This window comes from Flavobacterium sp. SH_e, from assembly GCF_025717045.1.
Taxonomy (GTDB): domain Bacteria; phylum Bacteroidota; class Bacteroidia; order Flavobacteriales; family Flavobacteriaceae; genus Flavobacterium.
This window is the reverse complement of record NZ_JAOVZN010000015.1, coordinates 1-16,253: the sequence shown is the minus strand read 5'-3', so window position 1 is coordinate 16,253 and position 16,253 is coordinate 1. Positions and strand designations below refer to the sequence as shown.

Genomic DNA, 16,253 nt, shown 5'->3' with positions numbered 1-16,253 from the left:
TGGAAAGTCTATTACATATTTGTCCATTAAAAATTCATCTAAATACGGTTTCACATCTTTTGCTGTTGGACTCTCTGGTGATCCTAAGTTTACTATTAATACGCCTTTCATTATCGTTTTTGTTTTAAGCTTTGTTTTAATTTTCCTCAAACTTAGTGCTTGCCGCTTCTTAGAAATTAATCAATATATTTTTATTTATGCCCTAATCTATAAAAGCGATACTGTTTTTATGATTGGTATTAATGGACATTAGATATCTTTTTGGGGTTGTGGAAAATTTTTTCTTGAATCCCGCAATAAAATGGCTTCCGGTGCTGTATCCTATTTTCAGGCCGACTTCATTTACATTGTAAGAACCGCTGTCCAATAGTTTTAGGGCAAAATCCATTTTGTAGTCAAAGAGAAAACCATAAACCGTATCTCCGTAAATTTGTTTGAAACCTGTTTTTAATTTTTTCATATTCAGTCCAATTTCATCTGCCAACTGCTGCAGTCCTGGTGGTTCGGCCATATTGGCGATAAGTATTTCTCTGGCCTTTTTGATTTTCAGCACGTTATCTTCATCAGTCAAAAATGGACATTGCACTGCGTTTGGATCTTCCATTTTATTGAAATACAGACTCAATAATTCATATCCTTTTCCTTTGTAATAAAGGTTCTTTAGGGAAGGGTGAAGGCTGTAATGAAACAGCTGGCTCAAAACAACAGCCATAGAAGGACTGATGTTCCCTTCGGTATAATACTTTTTTTTCTTCTTATCGGGGCTTAAAATAGTAATATAATCTGCCTGAACGGAAAATAACGAGTGAAATTTATTAATCGAAACAATAACAGAAATCACCCATGAATTTGGAGAAAGTTCTAACTTAAGCAATGACTGCTGCTGCAGATTGCACAATATCAGTGATTTTTCCTCTTTCAATTCTAAAGTGCAATGATCCTGACTGGACAAAATAAATGCATTGCCTTTTAGTCCGAAATGAAACTGTATCAGGCCGGCACCTATTTCGTGCTGTGCAGAAAAAAATTCTGGACTGTCGTTCTGGAAACGGATAAGGGTAAGGCCGTCCTCAATTTGTATTTCTTCCTCCATTTTTTTGATATAAAAATTACTGACTTTTGAAAATAGTGTTTAGGAGGTTATTGTCTTTTTGCACCTAAGACTGCGGAAACCTGGATATTTATTTTATTGGAAAGCTTGCTTTTAACCAAATTGGGGATTTCAATATTAAAATCACTGGCATTTACGCTGAAATTACATGAAATGCTGACCCCTGATAGTGATTTGCTTATCTTTGCAGCAGTATTTATATCCCTGGATTTACCGTGGAGTTCTAATTTGCCTTTAATGATAAAATCCTTAGCATCTGCGCTTAGGCTTTGAAGATCAAATCCTTCTATTTTTCCTTTAAATACGGCTTTTGGATACTGGTCGCTTTCAATATAATTTTCATTAAAGTGTTCTTCCATTAAGGCAACCTTAAATTGGAAACCTTTCATCAGTGCTAAACTTGCAATCTCTCCTGTTGCTGGATTCAAAACAAAAGTAACATTCTTATTTACTGCCTTAACTTCTTCAAAAGAAGGAACGGAAGCTTCAAAGGTAACTTTTGCCGATTTACTGACCATTTTTTCTTGTGATACACCGACAGCGCAGACACACAGCATTGCAATAAGTATTGTTTTTTTCATTTATTTTGCCTTTATTTTTTTTTAATAATTATCTATTTTGTGCAGCTCTTATTTTAAAACTGCAATAATTTGAATTTTGACTTTATTATCCAGTTTATATTTAATAAGCGCTGGAATCGGAATGTTGAAATCACTTGCATTTACTTCAAAATCAGATATAAAGGTGACTCTGGAACCCGATCTTGTAATTTTTGCATCGGCACTTATATCCTTGGATTTTCCATGCACTTCTAATTTTCCTTTTATGGTATAATCTTTATAATCTTCTGTTAGACTTCTAATGTCGAAACCTTCGATTTGTCCTCTGAAAACTGCTTTTGGATACTTATCGGTTTCCATGTAATTTTCATTAAAATGTTCTTCCATCAATGCCATTTCAAACTGGAATCCTTTCATTAATGCAAGACTTGCCACTTCTCCTGTTACGGGATTTAAAACAAAAGTTACGCTGCTGTTAGTTCCAACAACAGGCTGAAAAGAAGGAACGGAAGCTTCAAGGGTTATTGCCGCTGATTTGGTTATTATTTTTTCCTGTGAAAAAACAATGAAAGAAGCCAATATCATTGGCATTGTTATGATTTTCTTCATGTTCTTGTTCTGGATTATTGTTCTAATAATCCATCCTGATTCCATTTATTTATAATCTCTATAGTGGTTTGGGGCAGTCTTGGGCCTCCCTGGGGCATGAGGGAACTATCTCCGTTTTCTAAAGAAATTCTTGTAAGCAGTCCTCTATTTAAAACTGCATTTTTCACCTGTTCATAAGTAACTAAAGACATCGGCGCTCCATTTTTAGGAACTGCTGCATGGCACACAATACAGTTATTATCAATAATAGATTTTACATTTTGCCTGTATGCTGCCAAACCATTAATTGGTGCAGTGTCGCTTAGGGTGCTTGGATCGTCATTGGCACAGCTTACAAAGATTGAAGCTAATGATGAGATGGCCAGAAGGGTTTTTAGATTCATAAGATTGGTTTTTAGTTATAAATAAATGCATGACCTTAAGAATTACGAGGCATTTCAAAATTATATACGATGAAATGAATAATCCAGATTTCGAAGGAGGCATATTTAATGGTTTAAATCCAACAGGCATTTTTTAACGTAGATAAAACCAAATGCTAAAAATTAATCATGAGAAAAAAAATACTAATTGCAATTTCACTTTTTATAATAATCGGAATTTCGGCGTACCTCTACCTCTACAAAGGACATAGGGATGTAGAATCGGAAACTGCCGATTATGCTGTAACGGTCAGCGGACTGGAGAGAGAGTTTACTTCAAACGACTCTCTGGCTTACATCAAATATCAGGACAAAACAATTGAACTATCTGCAAGGGTAACTAGTATCGATAAAGCCGGCAATGGAATTGTTATGGGCGAAAAAGTATTTGTGACATTCAAAGGTCGTTTGCCGCAAAATATTATATCCGGGAAAAACCTAAAAATTAAAGGGCGTTTTTTAGGATATGACGAACTGCTCCAGGAATTTAAAATAGACCAATCTTCAGTTGTACACTAATGCAAATAACAATTTAAAACTAACCACATGAAAAACTTTATTCTATTATTTTTTTTATTTCCGCTTTTAACCTTTTCCCAAACCGATTTATTGTCTGGAGTAGAAACTCCTTCTGCAAAAGAAAAAGTGACCTCTGCATTCAAAGCCTTAAAAATTGTTAATCTCGAATCTACAAAATTGGCAGCAAAAGGCGATTTGTATTTTGTTGTTGCACACCGTTTCGGCTCAATTAAAGACGGCTTTGAAGGGTTTTACGGACTCGATAATGCCAATACGCAGATTAAATTTATTTACGGTCTAAAAAATGGACTCAACGTAAGTGCCGCCAGAAGTGAATTTGCTTACGATTTTGCGATAAAGTATATGCTGTTTCCTCAAATAAAAGACGGTTTTCCTGTTACTATAGCCGGGTTTAATAGTTTGTCTATCAACAATACATTAAAAGAAAGCCTTTATCCTAAACTTCAATTTAAAGACAGGCTTACTTATGTTGTGCAGCTGCTGATTTCCAGAAAATTTTCTGAAAAGCTATCTTTAGAAATTGTGCCGTCATTCTTTCATCAAAACTTTGTTGATGACGTAGACCAAAGCAATTCCCAATATGCCATAGGATTTGGAGGAAGGTATAAATTCGCTAAGCGCTGGTCTTTAAATATGGATTATGCGGCGCATTTAAACAGGGCGCCAAATTCTCTTTATAAAAACCCATTATCTATAGGTTTTGATCTGGAAACCGGCGGACATGTTTTTCAGATGCATTTTACCAGTTCACAGGCAATTGATGAAGCTGGATATCTGGGAAGAACCACTGGCGACTGGACAAAAGGAGATATATTTTTTGGATTTAATCTTGCCCGGGTTTTCTAGTATCTGCTTTATAATTAAATTATTAGGTAATTTCTGTATTTAAAACGATTCTAAATTGGATAATTTTCGATTATTTCTAAAACCGCAGGGCTAAAGTACACGTAGATAATTTTAAAACCGTAAAAATTATGAAAACTAATAAAATAATCAAAAAAGGACTTTTAATTCTGAGCGTAATATTTGTACTGTTTGCCGCGATTTTGCTTTTTCACATTATAACGGCCAAACCGCCCGTTTATGACACCCCGAATCTTCAGGTAAGCAGAATCGATTTTAAATCAGACATCGATTCTCTGCAGGCCAGAAAAATCTGTGCCGACCTGAGAAGCATAAAAGGCCTGACATCAGACTCTATCATTGTTAAGAGAAATGTTGTGGTGTACTTCCATAATAATAAAATTACAAACTCGGAGAAAGTTTTCAATGAGCTGATGGCTAAAGGAAGTTATGATGCGCAGCGTTATATACTGCCGGCAAATTTAGCAGACAAAGAAGTATGCCCAATGAATCAAAATAGTTTGAGCTATAGACTGTCTCAAAAAATAAATCGTTTTTTTAATTAACCCTTTAATACTTTAAATTTATGAAAGTTTATTCAAAACTTACACTTAGTGTACTAATTGCTGCATCGGCAGCTATGATTTCCTGCAGCAGTAATGACGATGAAACCCCAGCACCAGTTAAGGCTTCTATCTATGAGCGATTAGGCGGAACTAAAATGGTTTCTGATCCTGATAATTCCGGCCAGATGATCGAGCAGGGACGTTTGAGTTTCCGCAAAGTGGTAAATTCAACTATCGGATTGATTGTTGCTGATATCCAATCGAACGCGTCAGGTAATCTGCAGGCACATTTTGCCCCTTTATTAGCAGAAACTGGAACTACCCAGTCTACCAATATTGCTAAATTATCAGATAACCTTACTGATTTCTTTTCCTTTAATACGGGAGGAACAAATGCTGTAAATACATATTCTGGTTTGAGTATGTCGGCTGCGCATGATCCTGCAAAAAATCCTCGTATGGGAACAAAATCAAGCAGTGCAGATTATACGAAATTTGAAGGATATGTTGGAGCTGCGGCCAATGCGAATGGCGTTGCTTCGAATACAGAACTTTATACTGATATTGTTGCTGTTTTGGAATCATTGAGAACTCCTATAGTTCAAAAATAAATTTCTTCTCAAAACGCTGCCTGAAAAAGGCAGCGTTTTATATTTCAATACTATTTGAAGTATATAAATATTTTTCAAAACCTGTTAGTTAGCTTTATAATACCTGGAAATTATCTAAAACCGCAGTTTAAATCCATTTATTCCGTAGTGATCTAAAAAGCATTTCCGGCGCTGTTATATAAATCTGCAGGTACTAATTTTTGAACCTTTTAAGGAAACCATAAATATGGAAAATTTTACTATGTCCAGATCCACCACTTTTTATGCATTGGGGTTAAGCTACAAGAAAGCAGATGCAGTTATTAGAGGAAAATTTAGTCTAGATGCCCAGGCACAATCTGATTTATTGCAGCAGGCCAAGGCAGAAGGCATAGAATCACTGGTTGTTACTTCTACCTGCAATAGAACTGAAATTTATGGTTTTGCCCATCATCCTTATCAACTCATCAAACTGCTTTGCGAGAACAGCAATGGCTCTGTAGAAGAATTTCAGCAGGCTGCTTATATATATAAGAATGAAGAAGCTGTCAGCCATATGTTCCGGGTAGGAACAGGTTTAGACAGTCAGATTCTGGGTGATTTTGAAATCATCAGCCAGATTAAAACCGCCTTTAGCAATAGTAAACGGGAAGGTTTGGTAAATACATTTCTGGACCGGTTGGTAAATACAGTTATTCAGGCGAGCAAAAAAGTTAAAACGCAGACGCAAATTTCTTCCGGTGCAACGTCAGTTTCTTTTGCATCAGTGCAGTATATCATCCGAAATGTGGCGGATATTGGAAACAAAAATATTTTGTTATTCGGAACGGGGAAAATAGGAAGAAATACATGTGAAAACTTAGTAAAACATACTAAAAACAGTCATATTGCCCTTATAAACAGAACAAAAAACAAAGCCGAATTACTGGCTGGCAAGCTGAATGTTATTGTAAAAGATTATGCTGATTTAAAAGAAGAACTGCAGCAGGCCGATGTGCTGGTTGTAGCTACAGGAGCACAAAATCCGACTATTGACAAAACATCTCTTGCTTTACGGAAACCCTTATTGATTCTGGATTTATCCATCCCGCGCAATGTAGATGCCAATGTAGAAGAAATCCCCGGTGTAACTTTAATACATCTGGATGATCTGTCTCAAATTACGGATGACACGCTGGAAAGAAGAAAACAGCATATTCCTGCTGCAGAAGCCATTATTGATGATCTGAAATTAGAACTGAATACCTGGGTAAACGGCCGAAAATGTGCTCCGACTATTCATGCCTTAAAATCCAAGCTAAATGATATTGTATCAGCAGAATTTGCTTTTCAAAAAAGGAAAACAACCCATTTTGATGATGCACAGATGGATTTAATCAGTTCAAGAATTATTCAAAAATTAACAAACCATTTTGCGAGCCATTTAAAAAATGAAAACACTTCAGTGGATCAAAGCATTGAATTTATTGAAAAAGTATTTCAGATAGGACAGCTTGCATCGAATAAGGCTTCTTCGCCAATAGAAGAAAAATACAAAATCAATCTGTCATAAATGCTTAATCAGCTTCAGTTTCAAAGCTTACCAGAGTACTGAAACAAGCCATGCAAAAATAGAACCCGTCATCTGCGGTGCACGCTGCGACGGGCTTGTCCATAAACATAATCTTCCAAAAAATGTTTACTTAATTCTGCATGGGAGTAATCAATTCCCCATTTTGTAAAGTTAGACTAATTGATTTGGTGATAATTACATAATTATTAATTAATTTTATAATTAGCTTTTCTACTATAAATTACCTCACATCATTGATTCATGTTATAAAAGAGGTGGGCCGTCGCACCAAACGCTTCAGGAGAAAACTAATTTTTTGCCTCAGCTGAGCAATAATTGATAATCGGAGAGTGAGAGCGGAAAATTCAATAAATTATAAATAGTTAACCATTTATAATGGATTTTCATTATTTCAATTAAATAGAAATTTAAATAAAAGGAGTATGGGGCTATTCCATTTTTGGTGTTCGAATCCTGTTGGCTTTTAACTTAGGCTGCGCTTCAGTTTATCTTATTTTTAAAGTGAATTTGGAAGATGATTTTAGCTTTTTTACTATGGCTAAGGGGTTTGGGTAAAGTTCCGCCAGAGTGCAGTATTGAATCCCAAAAAGCGCATATTGAACAGGATCAATATGCACTTTTTAGTTAGGACTTTTTATAGAATTAGACTTTTCCTAAAGTATAAAGCTGCTCCATTGTAGGTGTAGGGCTTCCCCCTGCAGGTTCCAGCGTGATGCCAAAAGCTTCAGCTGAATCGGTTTGGCTTACAGCGAAGATTTTTTGAGAGTTTTCTTCAAAATTATCCAGCAGACCAATACTTGTCGGGGTAAGCACCGGACTTAGTTTTAAAGACCAAACCTGGTAAACCATTCCTTTTGGAGGGTTTGGCAGACCTGCCGCGTCGACGTAAGTCGTTTTTGTTTCTCTGTTCCAGTACACTTTTGCAAATGATGCCGGAGATACGGATTGTCCGCCAAGAGCAACGTTTATGTTTTTAATATCTCTTACAATGCTCAGGTTTTTCTCAGTCTGTTTATTCTGCTGGTCTAAAAAAGCATATTCTCTTTCAATTTTATTTTTTTCCCCTCCAGCCTCAGATACTGCCTGTTTGGATTTTGCCAGTTCTAAAGTCTGATATCCAAAACCTAACAACATTAATGCTGCAGCCGCCCAGCCCAAGTACTGCGGACGTTTTGATGCTGGTCTTATATTGACAACTTTGCCATGGTCAAGCTCTAAACGCGCTTTTGTTTTCTCGAAATTGGCAGCCGAATGGAAAGGTGAGAAGCTAGATGATAAGGCCGAAACAGCTTTTTCTATAGAAATGATTTCACTTTCAATCTCAGGGTTTTCTCTGGCCAGTTCGGCAATTTCCAGGTTCTCTTTTTCTGTCAGCAGGCCGTAAACGTACAGTTCTAAAATGCCTGATTCAATATATTGATTCGCTTCCATTATATCTTTAAATAATTCCTTAAGTCATTGATACAGTTTCTGTTTTGTGTCTTTACAGTTCCCAAAGGTATAGCTAATTCTTCTGAAGCTTCCTGCTGGGTATATCCTTTAAAGAATAGCAGATCAATAATCTCGATGCATTTTGGTTTAAGTTTTTTAACGAACTCCTGAATGCCAATTGCATCTAGTTTATTAGCTAATTTATTACTGTCATCTAACAGATTTACGAAATTATCCGAAGAAAGGTTTTTTTGGCTGTTATTAAAATTTTTAGACCGCAGCCTGTCAATCGATGTGTTCCTTGCAATATTAAGGATCCAGGTGTAGAATCGCCCCTTGCTTTCGTTATAAGAATCGATATTTTTCCAGATTTTTACAAAGACTTCCTGCAGGACATCTTCGGCTTCTTCCCGGTTTTTTACCAGAACATTAATGACGGAAAACAAGCTTTTTGAATACATATCATAGAGATGGGTGAAAGCCCTTTCATCTTTTTTGCGGATTAACACCAATAATTCTTCTTGGCTCATAGGATTGGATTTAAAGCTTAAATAAATTTTAATTTCTCATAAAGCGGCAATGCCCGATAAAGGTAATTTATTTTTTTTGCAAATAATCCAAAAGCAGAAATAAAGGGCATCACTCTAAAAAAAGCCAATTTTCAAAGGTTTATGCTATGCTTCTGTTTTTGTCCCGCACCGCTGTTTTGCAGGCTTTTGCGAATGTTTGGGAATTGCACCTGCGAGATTTATTTTATTTTTTTAGGACGATCTAGCGGCATTGTCGATAAAGCTTTGGTGCAGACAGGCAGAATTCTGCACGGACTAAATTTATAGGGAATTTGGAACAGGAATTAAACCAAGTTTTGCCTCAGTTGAGCGGCAATCAATAATGAGAGTGATAAGGCCGGAATATTTAAGTGATGATCAGATTATCGGCCATTTACAGACCAATATGAAACGGATAGTTTATCTTTTGCATAAAAACGTATTCTTTGAATAAAAGCCTGTTTAGTTGTATTAATAAAAAAATGGCGCTAATAGAGCTGGTAAAGATGGAAAGTATTTTTTAACGGCATCTGAAAATGAGCAAGAGCTGATAAAATCATATCACCCCAAATGGCTCAATACCAGGTGCCAGCCCATAGCGGTTTCTGATGTGCTGGAGTTTCTGATCCGCTCACTTCTCAATGAAAAGGCCTATCATGGGAGTTTTGATATCGGCGGTCCGGATATATTGGCCTATAAAGAAATGCTGCTGGGGTTTGCCTGGGCTAAAAAACTAAAAAGATATATTTTTACCGTGCCAGTGGTGACTCCAAAATTATCGTCTCACTGGCTTTATTTTGTTACCTCCACTTCCTTGTAGGCTTGCTTCGGCTCTGGTCAGCAGCATGAAGGTGGAGGTGGTCTGCAGAGATAGCCGCATCAATGCGCTGCTGAGCGTAACCCCAATGCCTTACAAAGAGGCCCTTGAAAAGGCTTTGGTAAAAATCAATGGGGATGCGGTAATTTCAAGCTGGAAAGATTCCCGTATAAGCGGCCGTTTCAAGGGAAATGTTTCCCACTATCTTAAGGTGCCCAAAAAAGGGTGCTTTATTGACAGAAGAAAAAAAGCAGTGCGAAACAGAGATTATACAATCGGCAGAATCTGGGCCATAGGCGGAGAAACGGGATGGTATTATGCGGACTGGCTCTGGGATCTGCGGGGATTTATCGACAAGGTTTTTGAAGGTGTGGGCCTTAGAAGGGTAAGGACCCATAAAAAGGAGCTTCATCCCGGGGATGCGCTGGATTTCTGGCGTGCGGTGTATGCGGACAAAGCGGAGGGAAAACTTATTTTATACGCCGAAATGAAACTGCCCGGTGAGGCCTGGCTGGAATTTAAGATCATTAATAATGATTTATATCAGGCCGCAACCTTTAAGCCCAGAGGGCTCATGGGCAGGCTCGACAGGTATTGCGTGTTTCCCTTTCATGGTTTTATATTCGGGGGAATGCTTAAAAAATTAATCTAGCAAGTATCGAAAATGGCTGCTGTATTGGTTTATAAAAAAAAGCACCTGTGATGTACAGATGCTTTTTCAAAGTGGTTTTTATAGTATATTAAGCTTTCACTACATTTATTGCGTTTGGCCCTTTTTGGCCTTCTTTTACCTCGTACCTTACCGGGTCATTCTCACGGATATTTTCCGATAGGCCTGAAACATGGACAAAAATTTCGTTTCCTCCGTTATTTGGTGTTATAAATCCGAAACCTTTTTCTTCATTGAAGAATTTTACTGTACCTTCCTGCATCTTAATTGTTTAATTTGTTCAAATGTAGTCTATTGAAACGCGGTAAAGGTTAAAAAATGAATAAATTTGTGCTTTTATTAACTTTTGGCAGCAAGTTTAAAAGCATAATTGTTCTTCTGCATGCTTTTTTATATTTCTTTTTGCCGCAATTAAAAAAGGTTAAGAATATTCAGAGGAGCGGCCAGCCGGATAGTGCGGTGTTCCGGAACTGCGGCTGTTTTGGCATCCGGGCGCCTTTACGCTCTGCCGGGCGCTTATACTGGCTAATCCTGAAAGTATGGAGGCAGGAGGCAGTTTTTTTTAAATTTCACAGTCCGTATTTTCGAGTGTTTTAAATTTTGAAAAAAATAGCATTTTACTTTTTTCCAACCGATATTATACTTAATGAAATGTAATGTTTTTACTATACATTTGTTTTTTGCCCGCTGAACGCATAAAATAGTACAGCTTTTCTATCAATTGTCTTTAATAAGTTTCGTAATTTTTCCAACAGCAGAGCATCGATTATAAATAATGGAATAATGCACTGCTGATAAGCCTGAAATTCTATTTTTTGTTTTATTTTTCAATAAAAAAAGACTGCTGTTTTTGGCAGTTGGCCTCCAAAAAGAGGCAGATGGCCCGTATAGCTGTTTTTAGTGCATAACCGCCAGTGCAGTGTTTTGCTGGAGCCTGTGCAGCTGTTTTTGATACAGCTAAACCCCTTTGGGGCATGTACATGGCAAAACAGCTCAAAGGGTTAACATTTGTTATTGCAGAAGAGATTATGAATTATTTTTTTGCGGTCATGCCTGATCCGGCATGCCAGACCAGACATGTGAATCTAACACAGTAAAATCCAAATTTATGTACAGCAGAATAAATGAGAATATAAAAACGATAAGAGAGCTTAAAAATTACACCCAGCACTATATGGCCTTAAGGCTTGATATGACTCATGCGGGCTACAGCAAAATTGAAAAAGGCTCAAGCAGTGTGAGTTTTGAAAAGCTGGAAGAAATTGCCGCAGTCTTTGAAATGGATGTGAGAAATATCATAAGCTTTGACATCAGCGGGTACCTGGACCCTGGATTTAAAAGCAGTGCCGCTGCAGGGCAGCACAGCGCTTTAAACAGGCTCTACACGGACAAAATTGCCCTTCTGGAGAAACTGCTGGAAAAAACTGACAGGGAGCTCAATGTCTATAAAAATAAATTCGGGGGCCTTTAATACGGTTCTTCGCAGGCTGACAGCAGGCAGCAGGGGCTTAAAAACCCTACGGGGAAAAGCATTGGCTGCAGTTGGGGGCCTGTTTTTCTTCACATGCCGGGAAAATTGTGTATATTTAGCTATTAATAATCTTTTGCATAATCAGATATTTTTAAAGTTTTAAGTCAATATAGATTTTAGATACGACTTTTTAAATTCTAATATTCCTTAACTGCCCTACCGATAAAATGGGGCGTATTGTGCCAGAAACTATGAAAAATATCTATTTTGCCGATGATGATCCCGATGACAGGGAAATTTTTGCCGAGCTTTTCTATGAGATGTTCCCTCTGGAGGGCCTGAGGCTTTTTGAAAGCGGCAAAGCGCTGATCGATGCCCTCTCTGCTCCGGCCGGCCCGCTCCCAGACCTTATCCTTCTTGATCTGCAGATGCCTTTAAAAGATGGTTTTGAATGCCTTAAAGAAATACGCGGCGGCAGAGAAGATATAAAAGACATCAGGGTTATCATTTTTTCCACCTCGGCAAATCCCCGCGAGGTGGAGCGTGCCCTTGTTATGGGGGCAGATTCTTATGCCGTAAAGCCTGTCTTGTACAGGGATTTGAAATCCTTGATAATCAAGGTTATGGAAATGGACTGGGAAGATCCCCATGCGGGCCGCGGTCTGCTTTTAAGCTGATGCGGCCTGAATTGATCGGGGCGGCGGTTTAAAGCAGCCCGCACTGCATTAAAAAAAACAGATGGAAGCATAAACTGGAAGATTATGTTTTTACGGCGCCGTGCCGCATTTTGTCGCAGGGCATTTTTCTTAGGCTGTTTTTTTTATCTGTTTTATTCCCCTAAAGCCTGCAGTAAAGACAAAGGCAGGCCTCTGCTGTGTAAATTATGAAATAATCTTAAAGCTGCATGTAACATCCCGGGCATTAAAAACCTGTATATTCGTTTATAAAAATAGACTGCAGCCATGAAAAGAACTTTACAGCTTTTAAGAGATATAGTGGATAATGCCCCGCTGCCCATAGGGGTGTATACCGGCAGTGAATTAAAGATAGAACTGGCCAATCTGGCGATGATCAAAACCTGGGGCAAAGGCGATAAGGTGCTTGGCCGAAGCTATATTGAGGTGCTTCCCGAGCTTGGGAAGCAGCGCATTTTTGAACAGGCCCTTGAGGTTTATAGAACCGGCAGTGCATTTCATGCCAAGGATAAAAGGGTGGATATTGTAATTGACGGGCAGCAGAAGACTTTTTATTTCAATTACTGCTTTATGCCCCTTTTCGATCAGCAGGGACTTGTCTATGGGGTGATGAACACTGGGATGGATATCACCGATCTTCATCTGGCAAAGGAAAAAGTGCAGAGTTCCGAAGAGCAGCTTCGCATGGCCGTTGAGGCGTCTGGGATGGGCACCTACGAAATAGACATGCCGTCCCAGTCCATAGTGACTTCGGGCAACTTCAGTTCTATCTGGGATATAAAAGATACCATTACAAATGAAAAAATCATATCAAGGATTCATCCCGATGATATAGCAGTGCGTGAGAAGGCGCACCTTGATGCCCAGCAGAGCGGGGTTATTTCGTATCAGGCCAGGATCATAAATGAGGACAAATCTCTGCGCTGGACTAATATTACAGGCAAAATAATCAGGGATGAGAACGGAGAACCGGTTAAAATTACCGGCATTATCGAGGATATAGGGCGTCAGAAAGCCCTGGAGGAGCAGCTTCGAAAAGAGGCACGCGACACTACCGAGGAGCTGCGCCGTTCCAATGACGATCTGCAGCATTTTGCCAATCTGGTAAGCCATGACCTCAGGGAGCCGGTGCGCAAGGTCAAAACCTTTATCAGCCGGATGCGTAGTGAAATGCAGTCCGATTTCAGCCAGAGGCTGGAATGGTATATGGGAAAGATCGAACATTCCGCCCACAGAATGCAGAATGTCATTGAAGGCATACTGGCGTATTCCGCCGCAGACAAGAAAAAACAGCCCGTGGAGCGCATCGACCTTAACGGGATCCTGGAAGGGATCAAGACTGACCTTGAGCTGGTCATACAGGAGAAAAATGCGATACTTATCAGCTCTGAGCTCCCTGAGATTCAAGGGGCAAGGATCCTGATCCAGCAGCTTTTCTACAACCTGGTGCACAATGCCCTTAAGTTTTCAAGGGCGGAAATTCCTCCAAAGGTCATTATCAGCAGCAGTCTGGTTCAGGGCAGCGGCGGGGATCTGGTTCAGGTGTGCATTGAGGACAACGGAATCGGCATTGATAAGGCATACAGCGAGCGGATCTTCACGGCCTTTGAGCGCCTTCATTCCAAGGACCAGTATGAAGGCAGCGGCCTTGGGCTGTCACTCTGCAGAAAGATTGTGGAGCGCCACGGGGGGACCATCACAGCATCAGGGGAAAGGGACAAGGGTGCTGTCTTTACGGTCGTGCTGCCTTTAAAGCAGCAAAGCACTACGCTTTAGGCCATGCGGGATATTTTTTAACATTCAGGCATGACCGGGCAGCCTTTTTAATCACTATATTTGATCTATAATCAGAGCGGTTTATAAACGGAATTTTTTACAATGCACAAACAAGTACAATTCAGGGTGAAAAAGGATCTGGAGCCCACCAGCAGCTCAGGGTAATTAAATTAAAAGGAAGCCTCATCTCAAAAGGCTATACCGAGATTATCCACATCATGGACCAGGACCAGCAGTATCATCTCAATACTTTTGAGACCCCGCCAGATAAACAAAATGAAGTGCGGCAGTATATTGCGGCCTTTATCAGCGGTGAGAACCTCTCTGAGACCATAACGATATATTAACCAGCTTAACTCAATTTGACCAAGATTTTTTATCCATGCCTGCCTGCTGTACCCAGGCGGGCATTTTTTTGTTTTGGCGCCAAAGATCCGAAAAACCGTTTTTCCTTATAACGCACAGCTGGGAATGATGATCTGAGGAGCCCTTATGTGCCGGATATCCCGCCGCTTTCAATATTATCGGCCAATCGGAATCTTCTAAGCATTTTTGCGCTACATTTGACAGGTAAAAACCGCTCCAATATAATAAGTTCCGATAATTCCAGCACGGCCCCTGAGGGGGAAAATGAAAAAGAGCCTGTAAAGATCCTGCTGGCCGAGGATGACACCGAGGACCAGGAATTGTTTATTGATGCCCTTGGGGAAACCGATGTCCCCTCTGAGGTTACTACAGTTGAGAACGGGCAGCAGCTCCTGGATAGCTTGAGAGATGATTCCCAGCCCAATCCGGATATTATTTTTATTGATGTCAATATGCCCGTTAAGGGGGGGAAACAGGTGCTGGAAGAAATAAAGAAAGACGATGAGCTTCGGGACATCCCGGCCGTTATGCTCTCCACCTGGGACCATCCTTCAGACATTGAAGATGCCTTTGGGAAGGGGGCGGACCTTTATGTCCAGAAACCGAATTCCTTCAGCGGCTTTGTGATGGTCCTAAAGAAGGTGTTCTTTCTGCACTGGGCCAAAGCTTTGCTAAACCCGGTTAAAAAGTTATTTTTTGTTTCAGAAAAGAATATATCACAGGGGGACTTCTAAGCGGCCTTGCCAGTGTTATCCGTTTATTTTTCCCCTGTGATGGTGCTTTAGGCATTTTCCATTTTCTGTGGCAGCTGTATTTCATTCAGATCCCCTAAAGGATCAGGTAGTCCTGTGACAATGCTCTGGCAATTGAATATTTTATCTTCAATGTCGCAGGTGAATTTTGGGAACTCGTTGTGGGATAACGGCCAGCTGTCTTTGCCTGTATTTTTAATTTTAAATTTCTTCATATTTCAAAGAAACGGCACGAGAAGGGTTTAATATGCCCGCACTTAATGGATTGTCAAAATCGCCACTGCCAATTTTCCTAATTTTATCCAAACAATCTGTTTTAAGGCCAGATGATGAAGTTTGCCAGAGCATGATGATTGTTTTAACTGATAAAAATTATGAAATGCAGTTCTGATATCCCTTTGCGATTATCTATTTTGCCCAATCATTAATCCAGCCCGCTACAGTCTCACACCATTCATCGCCATCATTCAGACAAGGAATTGCCAGGAATTCTTTTCCTCCATTTGCCTGAAAATCTTCTTTGGCACGCATTGCGATTTCTTCCAGAGTCTCCAAACAGTCTGAAACGAAAGCTGGCGTTACAACTGCCAATCTCTTGATTCCTTTGGCCGGCATGCTGTCAATTTCGACATCGGTATAAGGTTCCAGCCATTTGTCTCCCGCCAGTCGCGATTGAAATGTCAGACTGTATTTATCTGCAGGAAGCCCTAATAATTTTACAGCTTGTCTTGTTGTTTCGTAACATTGGTGGCGATAGCAGAAATCATGCGCAGGTGACGCTGTGCTGCAGCAGGAGCCGTCAATTTTACAGTGGGATTTAGTCACATCAGCTTTGCGGATATGGCGCTCCGGAATTCCGTGGTATGAAAACAATAGATGATCATATTCAAATCCGGCTAAATGTTTTTGGATT

General features: G+C 39.5%; 21 protein-coding genes. 10 read left to right on the top strand and 11 right to left on the bottom strand.

The features are described 5' to 3' along the window. The 5 genes from OD917_RS22540 to OD917_RS22520 form a co-directional block, all read right to left on the bottom strand. Window positions 1–111: ferrochelatase (locus OD917_RS22540; protein ID WP_263522999.1), on the bottom strand; the 111-nt coding region annotated here is incomplete at its 3' end. Window positions 112–202: 91 nt separating this feature from the next. Next, on the bottom strand, window positions 203–1,093 hold the full coding sequence (locus OD917_RS22535; protein ID WP_263525618.1) for an AraC family transcriptional regulator: 891 nt from the start codon (window positions 1,091–1,093) through the stop codon (window positions 203–205). 47 nt (window positions 1,094–1,140) lie between these two features. After that, window positions 1,141–1,692: a YceI family protein gene (locus tag OD917_RS22530; protein ID WP_263525617.1), complete on the bottom strand. Its 552-nt coding sequence runs from the start codon at window positions 1,690–1,692 to the stop codon at window positions 1,141–1,143. Between the two features lie 48 nt (window positions 1,693–1,740). Then, complete coding sequence (locus OD917_RS22525; RefSeq protein WP_263525616.1) at window positions 1,741–2,280, bottom strand: YceI family protein; 540 nt, start codon at window positions 2,278–2,280, stop codon at window positions 1,741–1,743. Window positions 2,281–2,294: 14 nt separating this feature from the next. Beyond that, the gene (locus tag OD917_RS22520; RefSeq protein WP_263525615.1) at window positions 2,295–2,663 is read right to left on the bottom strand and encodes a hypothetical protein; all 369 of its coding nucleotides are present in this window, start codon (window positions 2,661–2,663) and stop codon (window positions 2,295–2,297) included. A 168-nt stretch (window positions 2,664–2,831) separates the two neighbouring features. Here OD917_RS22520 and OD917_RS22515 point away from each other — a divergent pair, with 168 nt between their 5' ends. The 5 genes from OD917_RS22515 to hemA all read left to right on the top strand — a co-directional run bounded on the left by OD917_RS22515 (window position 2,832) and on the right by hemA (window position 6,793). Next, on the top strand, window positions 2,832–3,221 hold the full coding sequence (locus OD917_RS22515) for a hypothetical protein (RefSeq protein WP_263525614.1): 390 nt from the start codon (window positions 2,832–2,834) through the stop codon (window positions 3,219–3,221). A gap of 27 nt (window positions 3,222–3,248) precedes the next feature. After that, the gene (locus OD917_RS22510; RefSeq protein ID WP_263525613.1) at window positions 3,249–4,088 is read left to right on the top strand and encodes a DUF5777 family beta-barrel protein; all 840 of its coding nucleotides are present in this window, start codon (window positions 3,249–3,251) and stop codon (window positions 4,086–4,088) included. A gap of 128 nt (window positions 4,089–4,216) precedes the next feature. After that, window positions 4,217–4,651, top strand: coding sequence for a hypothetical protein (locus OD917_RS22505; RefSeq protein WP_263525612.1), 435 nt, complete (start codon window positions 4,217–4,219; stop codon window positions 4,649–4,651). A 20-nt stretch (window positions 4,652–4,671) separates the two neighbouring features. Beyond that, entirely contained in the window at window positions 4,672–5,262 is a 591-nt protein-coding gene (locus OD917_RS22500; protein WP_095955078.1) for a hypothetical protein, read from the top strand. Window positions 5,263–5,488: 226 nt separating this feature from the next. Then, window positions 5,489–6,793, top strand: a complete 1,305-nt coding sequence (gene hemA / locus OD917_RS22495) for a glutamyl-tRNA reductase (RefSeq protein WP_263525611.1) — start codon at window positions 5,489–5,491, stop codon at window positions 6,791–6,793. A gap of 663 nt (window positions 6,794–7,456) precedes the next feature. Here the strand turns inward: hemA and OD917_RS22490 are convergent. Both OD917_RS22490 and OD917_RS22485 read right to left on the bottom strand, forming a co-directional pair. Continuing rightward, window positions 7,457–8,245 carry an anti-sigma factor gene (locus OD917_RS22490; RefSeq protein WP_263525610.1) on the bottom strand — a complete coding sequence of 263 codons (789 nt, stop codon included), beginning with the start codon at window positions 8,243–8,245 and terminating at the stop codon, window positions 7,457–7,459. After that, on the bottom strand, window positions 8,245–8,775 hold the full coding sequence (locus OD917_RS22485; protein WP_263525609.1) for an RNA polymerase sigma factor: 531 nt from the start codon (window positions 8,773–8,775) through the stop codon (window positions 8,245–8,247). Before OD917_RS22485 ends, OD917_RS22490 begins: the two co-directional genes overlap by 1 nt. 923 nt (window positions 8,776–9,698) lie before the next feature. Here OD917_RS22485 and OD917_RS22480 point away from each other — a divergent pair. Then, window positions 9,699–10,262 (top strand): DUF2867 domain-containing protein, encoded by a 564-nt coding sequence (locus OD917_RS22480; RefSeq protein WP_263525608.1) that lies wholly within the window; start codon window positions 9,699–9,701, stop codon window positions 10,260–10,262. Window positions 10,263–10,350: 88 nt separating this feature from the next. On the opposite strand, the gene OD917_RS22475 is transcribed toward OD917_RS22480, so the two are convergent. Next, the gene (locus OD917_RS22475) at window positions 10,351–10,542 is read right to left on the bottom strand and encodes a cold-shock protein (protein WP_263525607.1); all 192 of its coding nucleotides are present in this window, start codon (window positions 10,540–10,542) and stop codon (window positions 10,351–10,353) included. Between the two features lie 846 nt (window positions 10,543–11,388). Here OD917_RS22475 and OD917_RS22470 point away from each other — a divergent pair. The 4 genes from OD917_RS22470 (at window position 11,389) to OD917_RS22450 (ending at window position 15,322) form a co-directional block, all read left to right on the top strand. After that, window positions 11,389–11,751, top strand: a complete 363-nt coding sequence (locus OD917_RS22470) for a helix-turn-helix transcriptional regulator (RefSeq protein WP_263525606.1) — start codon at window positions 11,389–11,391, stop codon at window positions 11,749–11,751. A gap of 251 nt (window positions 11,752–12,002) precedes the next feature. Further along, window positions 12,003–12,428, top strand: coding sequence for a response regulator (locus tag OD917_RS22465; RefSeq protein WP_263525605.1), 426 nt, complete (start codon window positions 12,003–12,005; stop codon window positions 12,426–12,428). A gap of 285 nt (window positions 12,429–12,713) precedes the next feature. Then, window positions 12,714–14,222, top strand: a complete 1,509-nt coding sequence (locus OD917_RS22460) for an ATP-binding protein (RefSeq protein WP_263525604.1) — start codon at window positions 12,714–12,716, stop codon at window positions 14,220–14,222. 563 nt (window positions 14,223–14,785) lie between these two features. Then, window positions 14,786–15,322, top strand: a complete 537-nt coding sequence (locus OD917_RS22450; protein WP_263525603.1) for a response regulator — start codon at window positions 14,786–14,788, stop codon at window positions 15,320–15,322. Window positions 15,323–15,369: 47 nt separating this feature from the next. Here OD917_RS22450 and OD917_RS22445 read toward each other — a convergent pair whose 3' ends face one another. The 3 genes from OD917_RS22445 to OD917_RS22435 form a co-directional block, all read right to left on the bottom strand. Continuing rightward, window positions 15,370–15,555, bottom strand: a complete 186-nt coding sequence (locus tag OD917_RS22445) for a hypothetical protein (RefSeq protein WP_263525602.1) — start codon at window positions 15,553–15,555, stop codon at window positions 15,370–15,372. Beyond that, window positions 15,542–15,688: a hypothetical protein gene (locus OD917_RS22440; protein WP_263525601.1), complete on the bottom strand. Its 147-nt coding sequence runs from the start codon at window positions 15,686–15,688 to the stop codon at window positions 15,542–15,544. Before OD917_RS22440 ends, OD917_RS22445 begins: the two co-directional genes overlap by 14 nt. A 60-nt stretch (window positions 15,689–15,748) precedes the next feature. Then, on the bottom strand, window positions 15,749–16,253 hold a 505-nt coding region (locus OD917_RS22435), incomplete at its 5' end, for a ferrochelatase (RefSeq protein WP_263525600.1).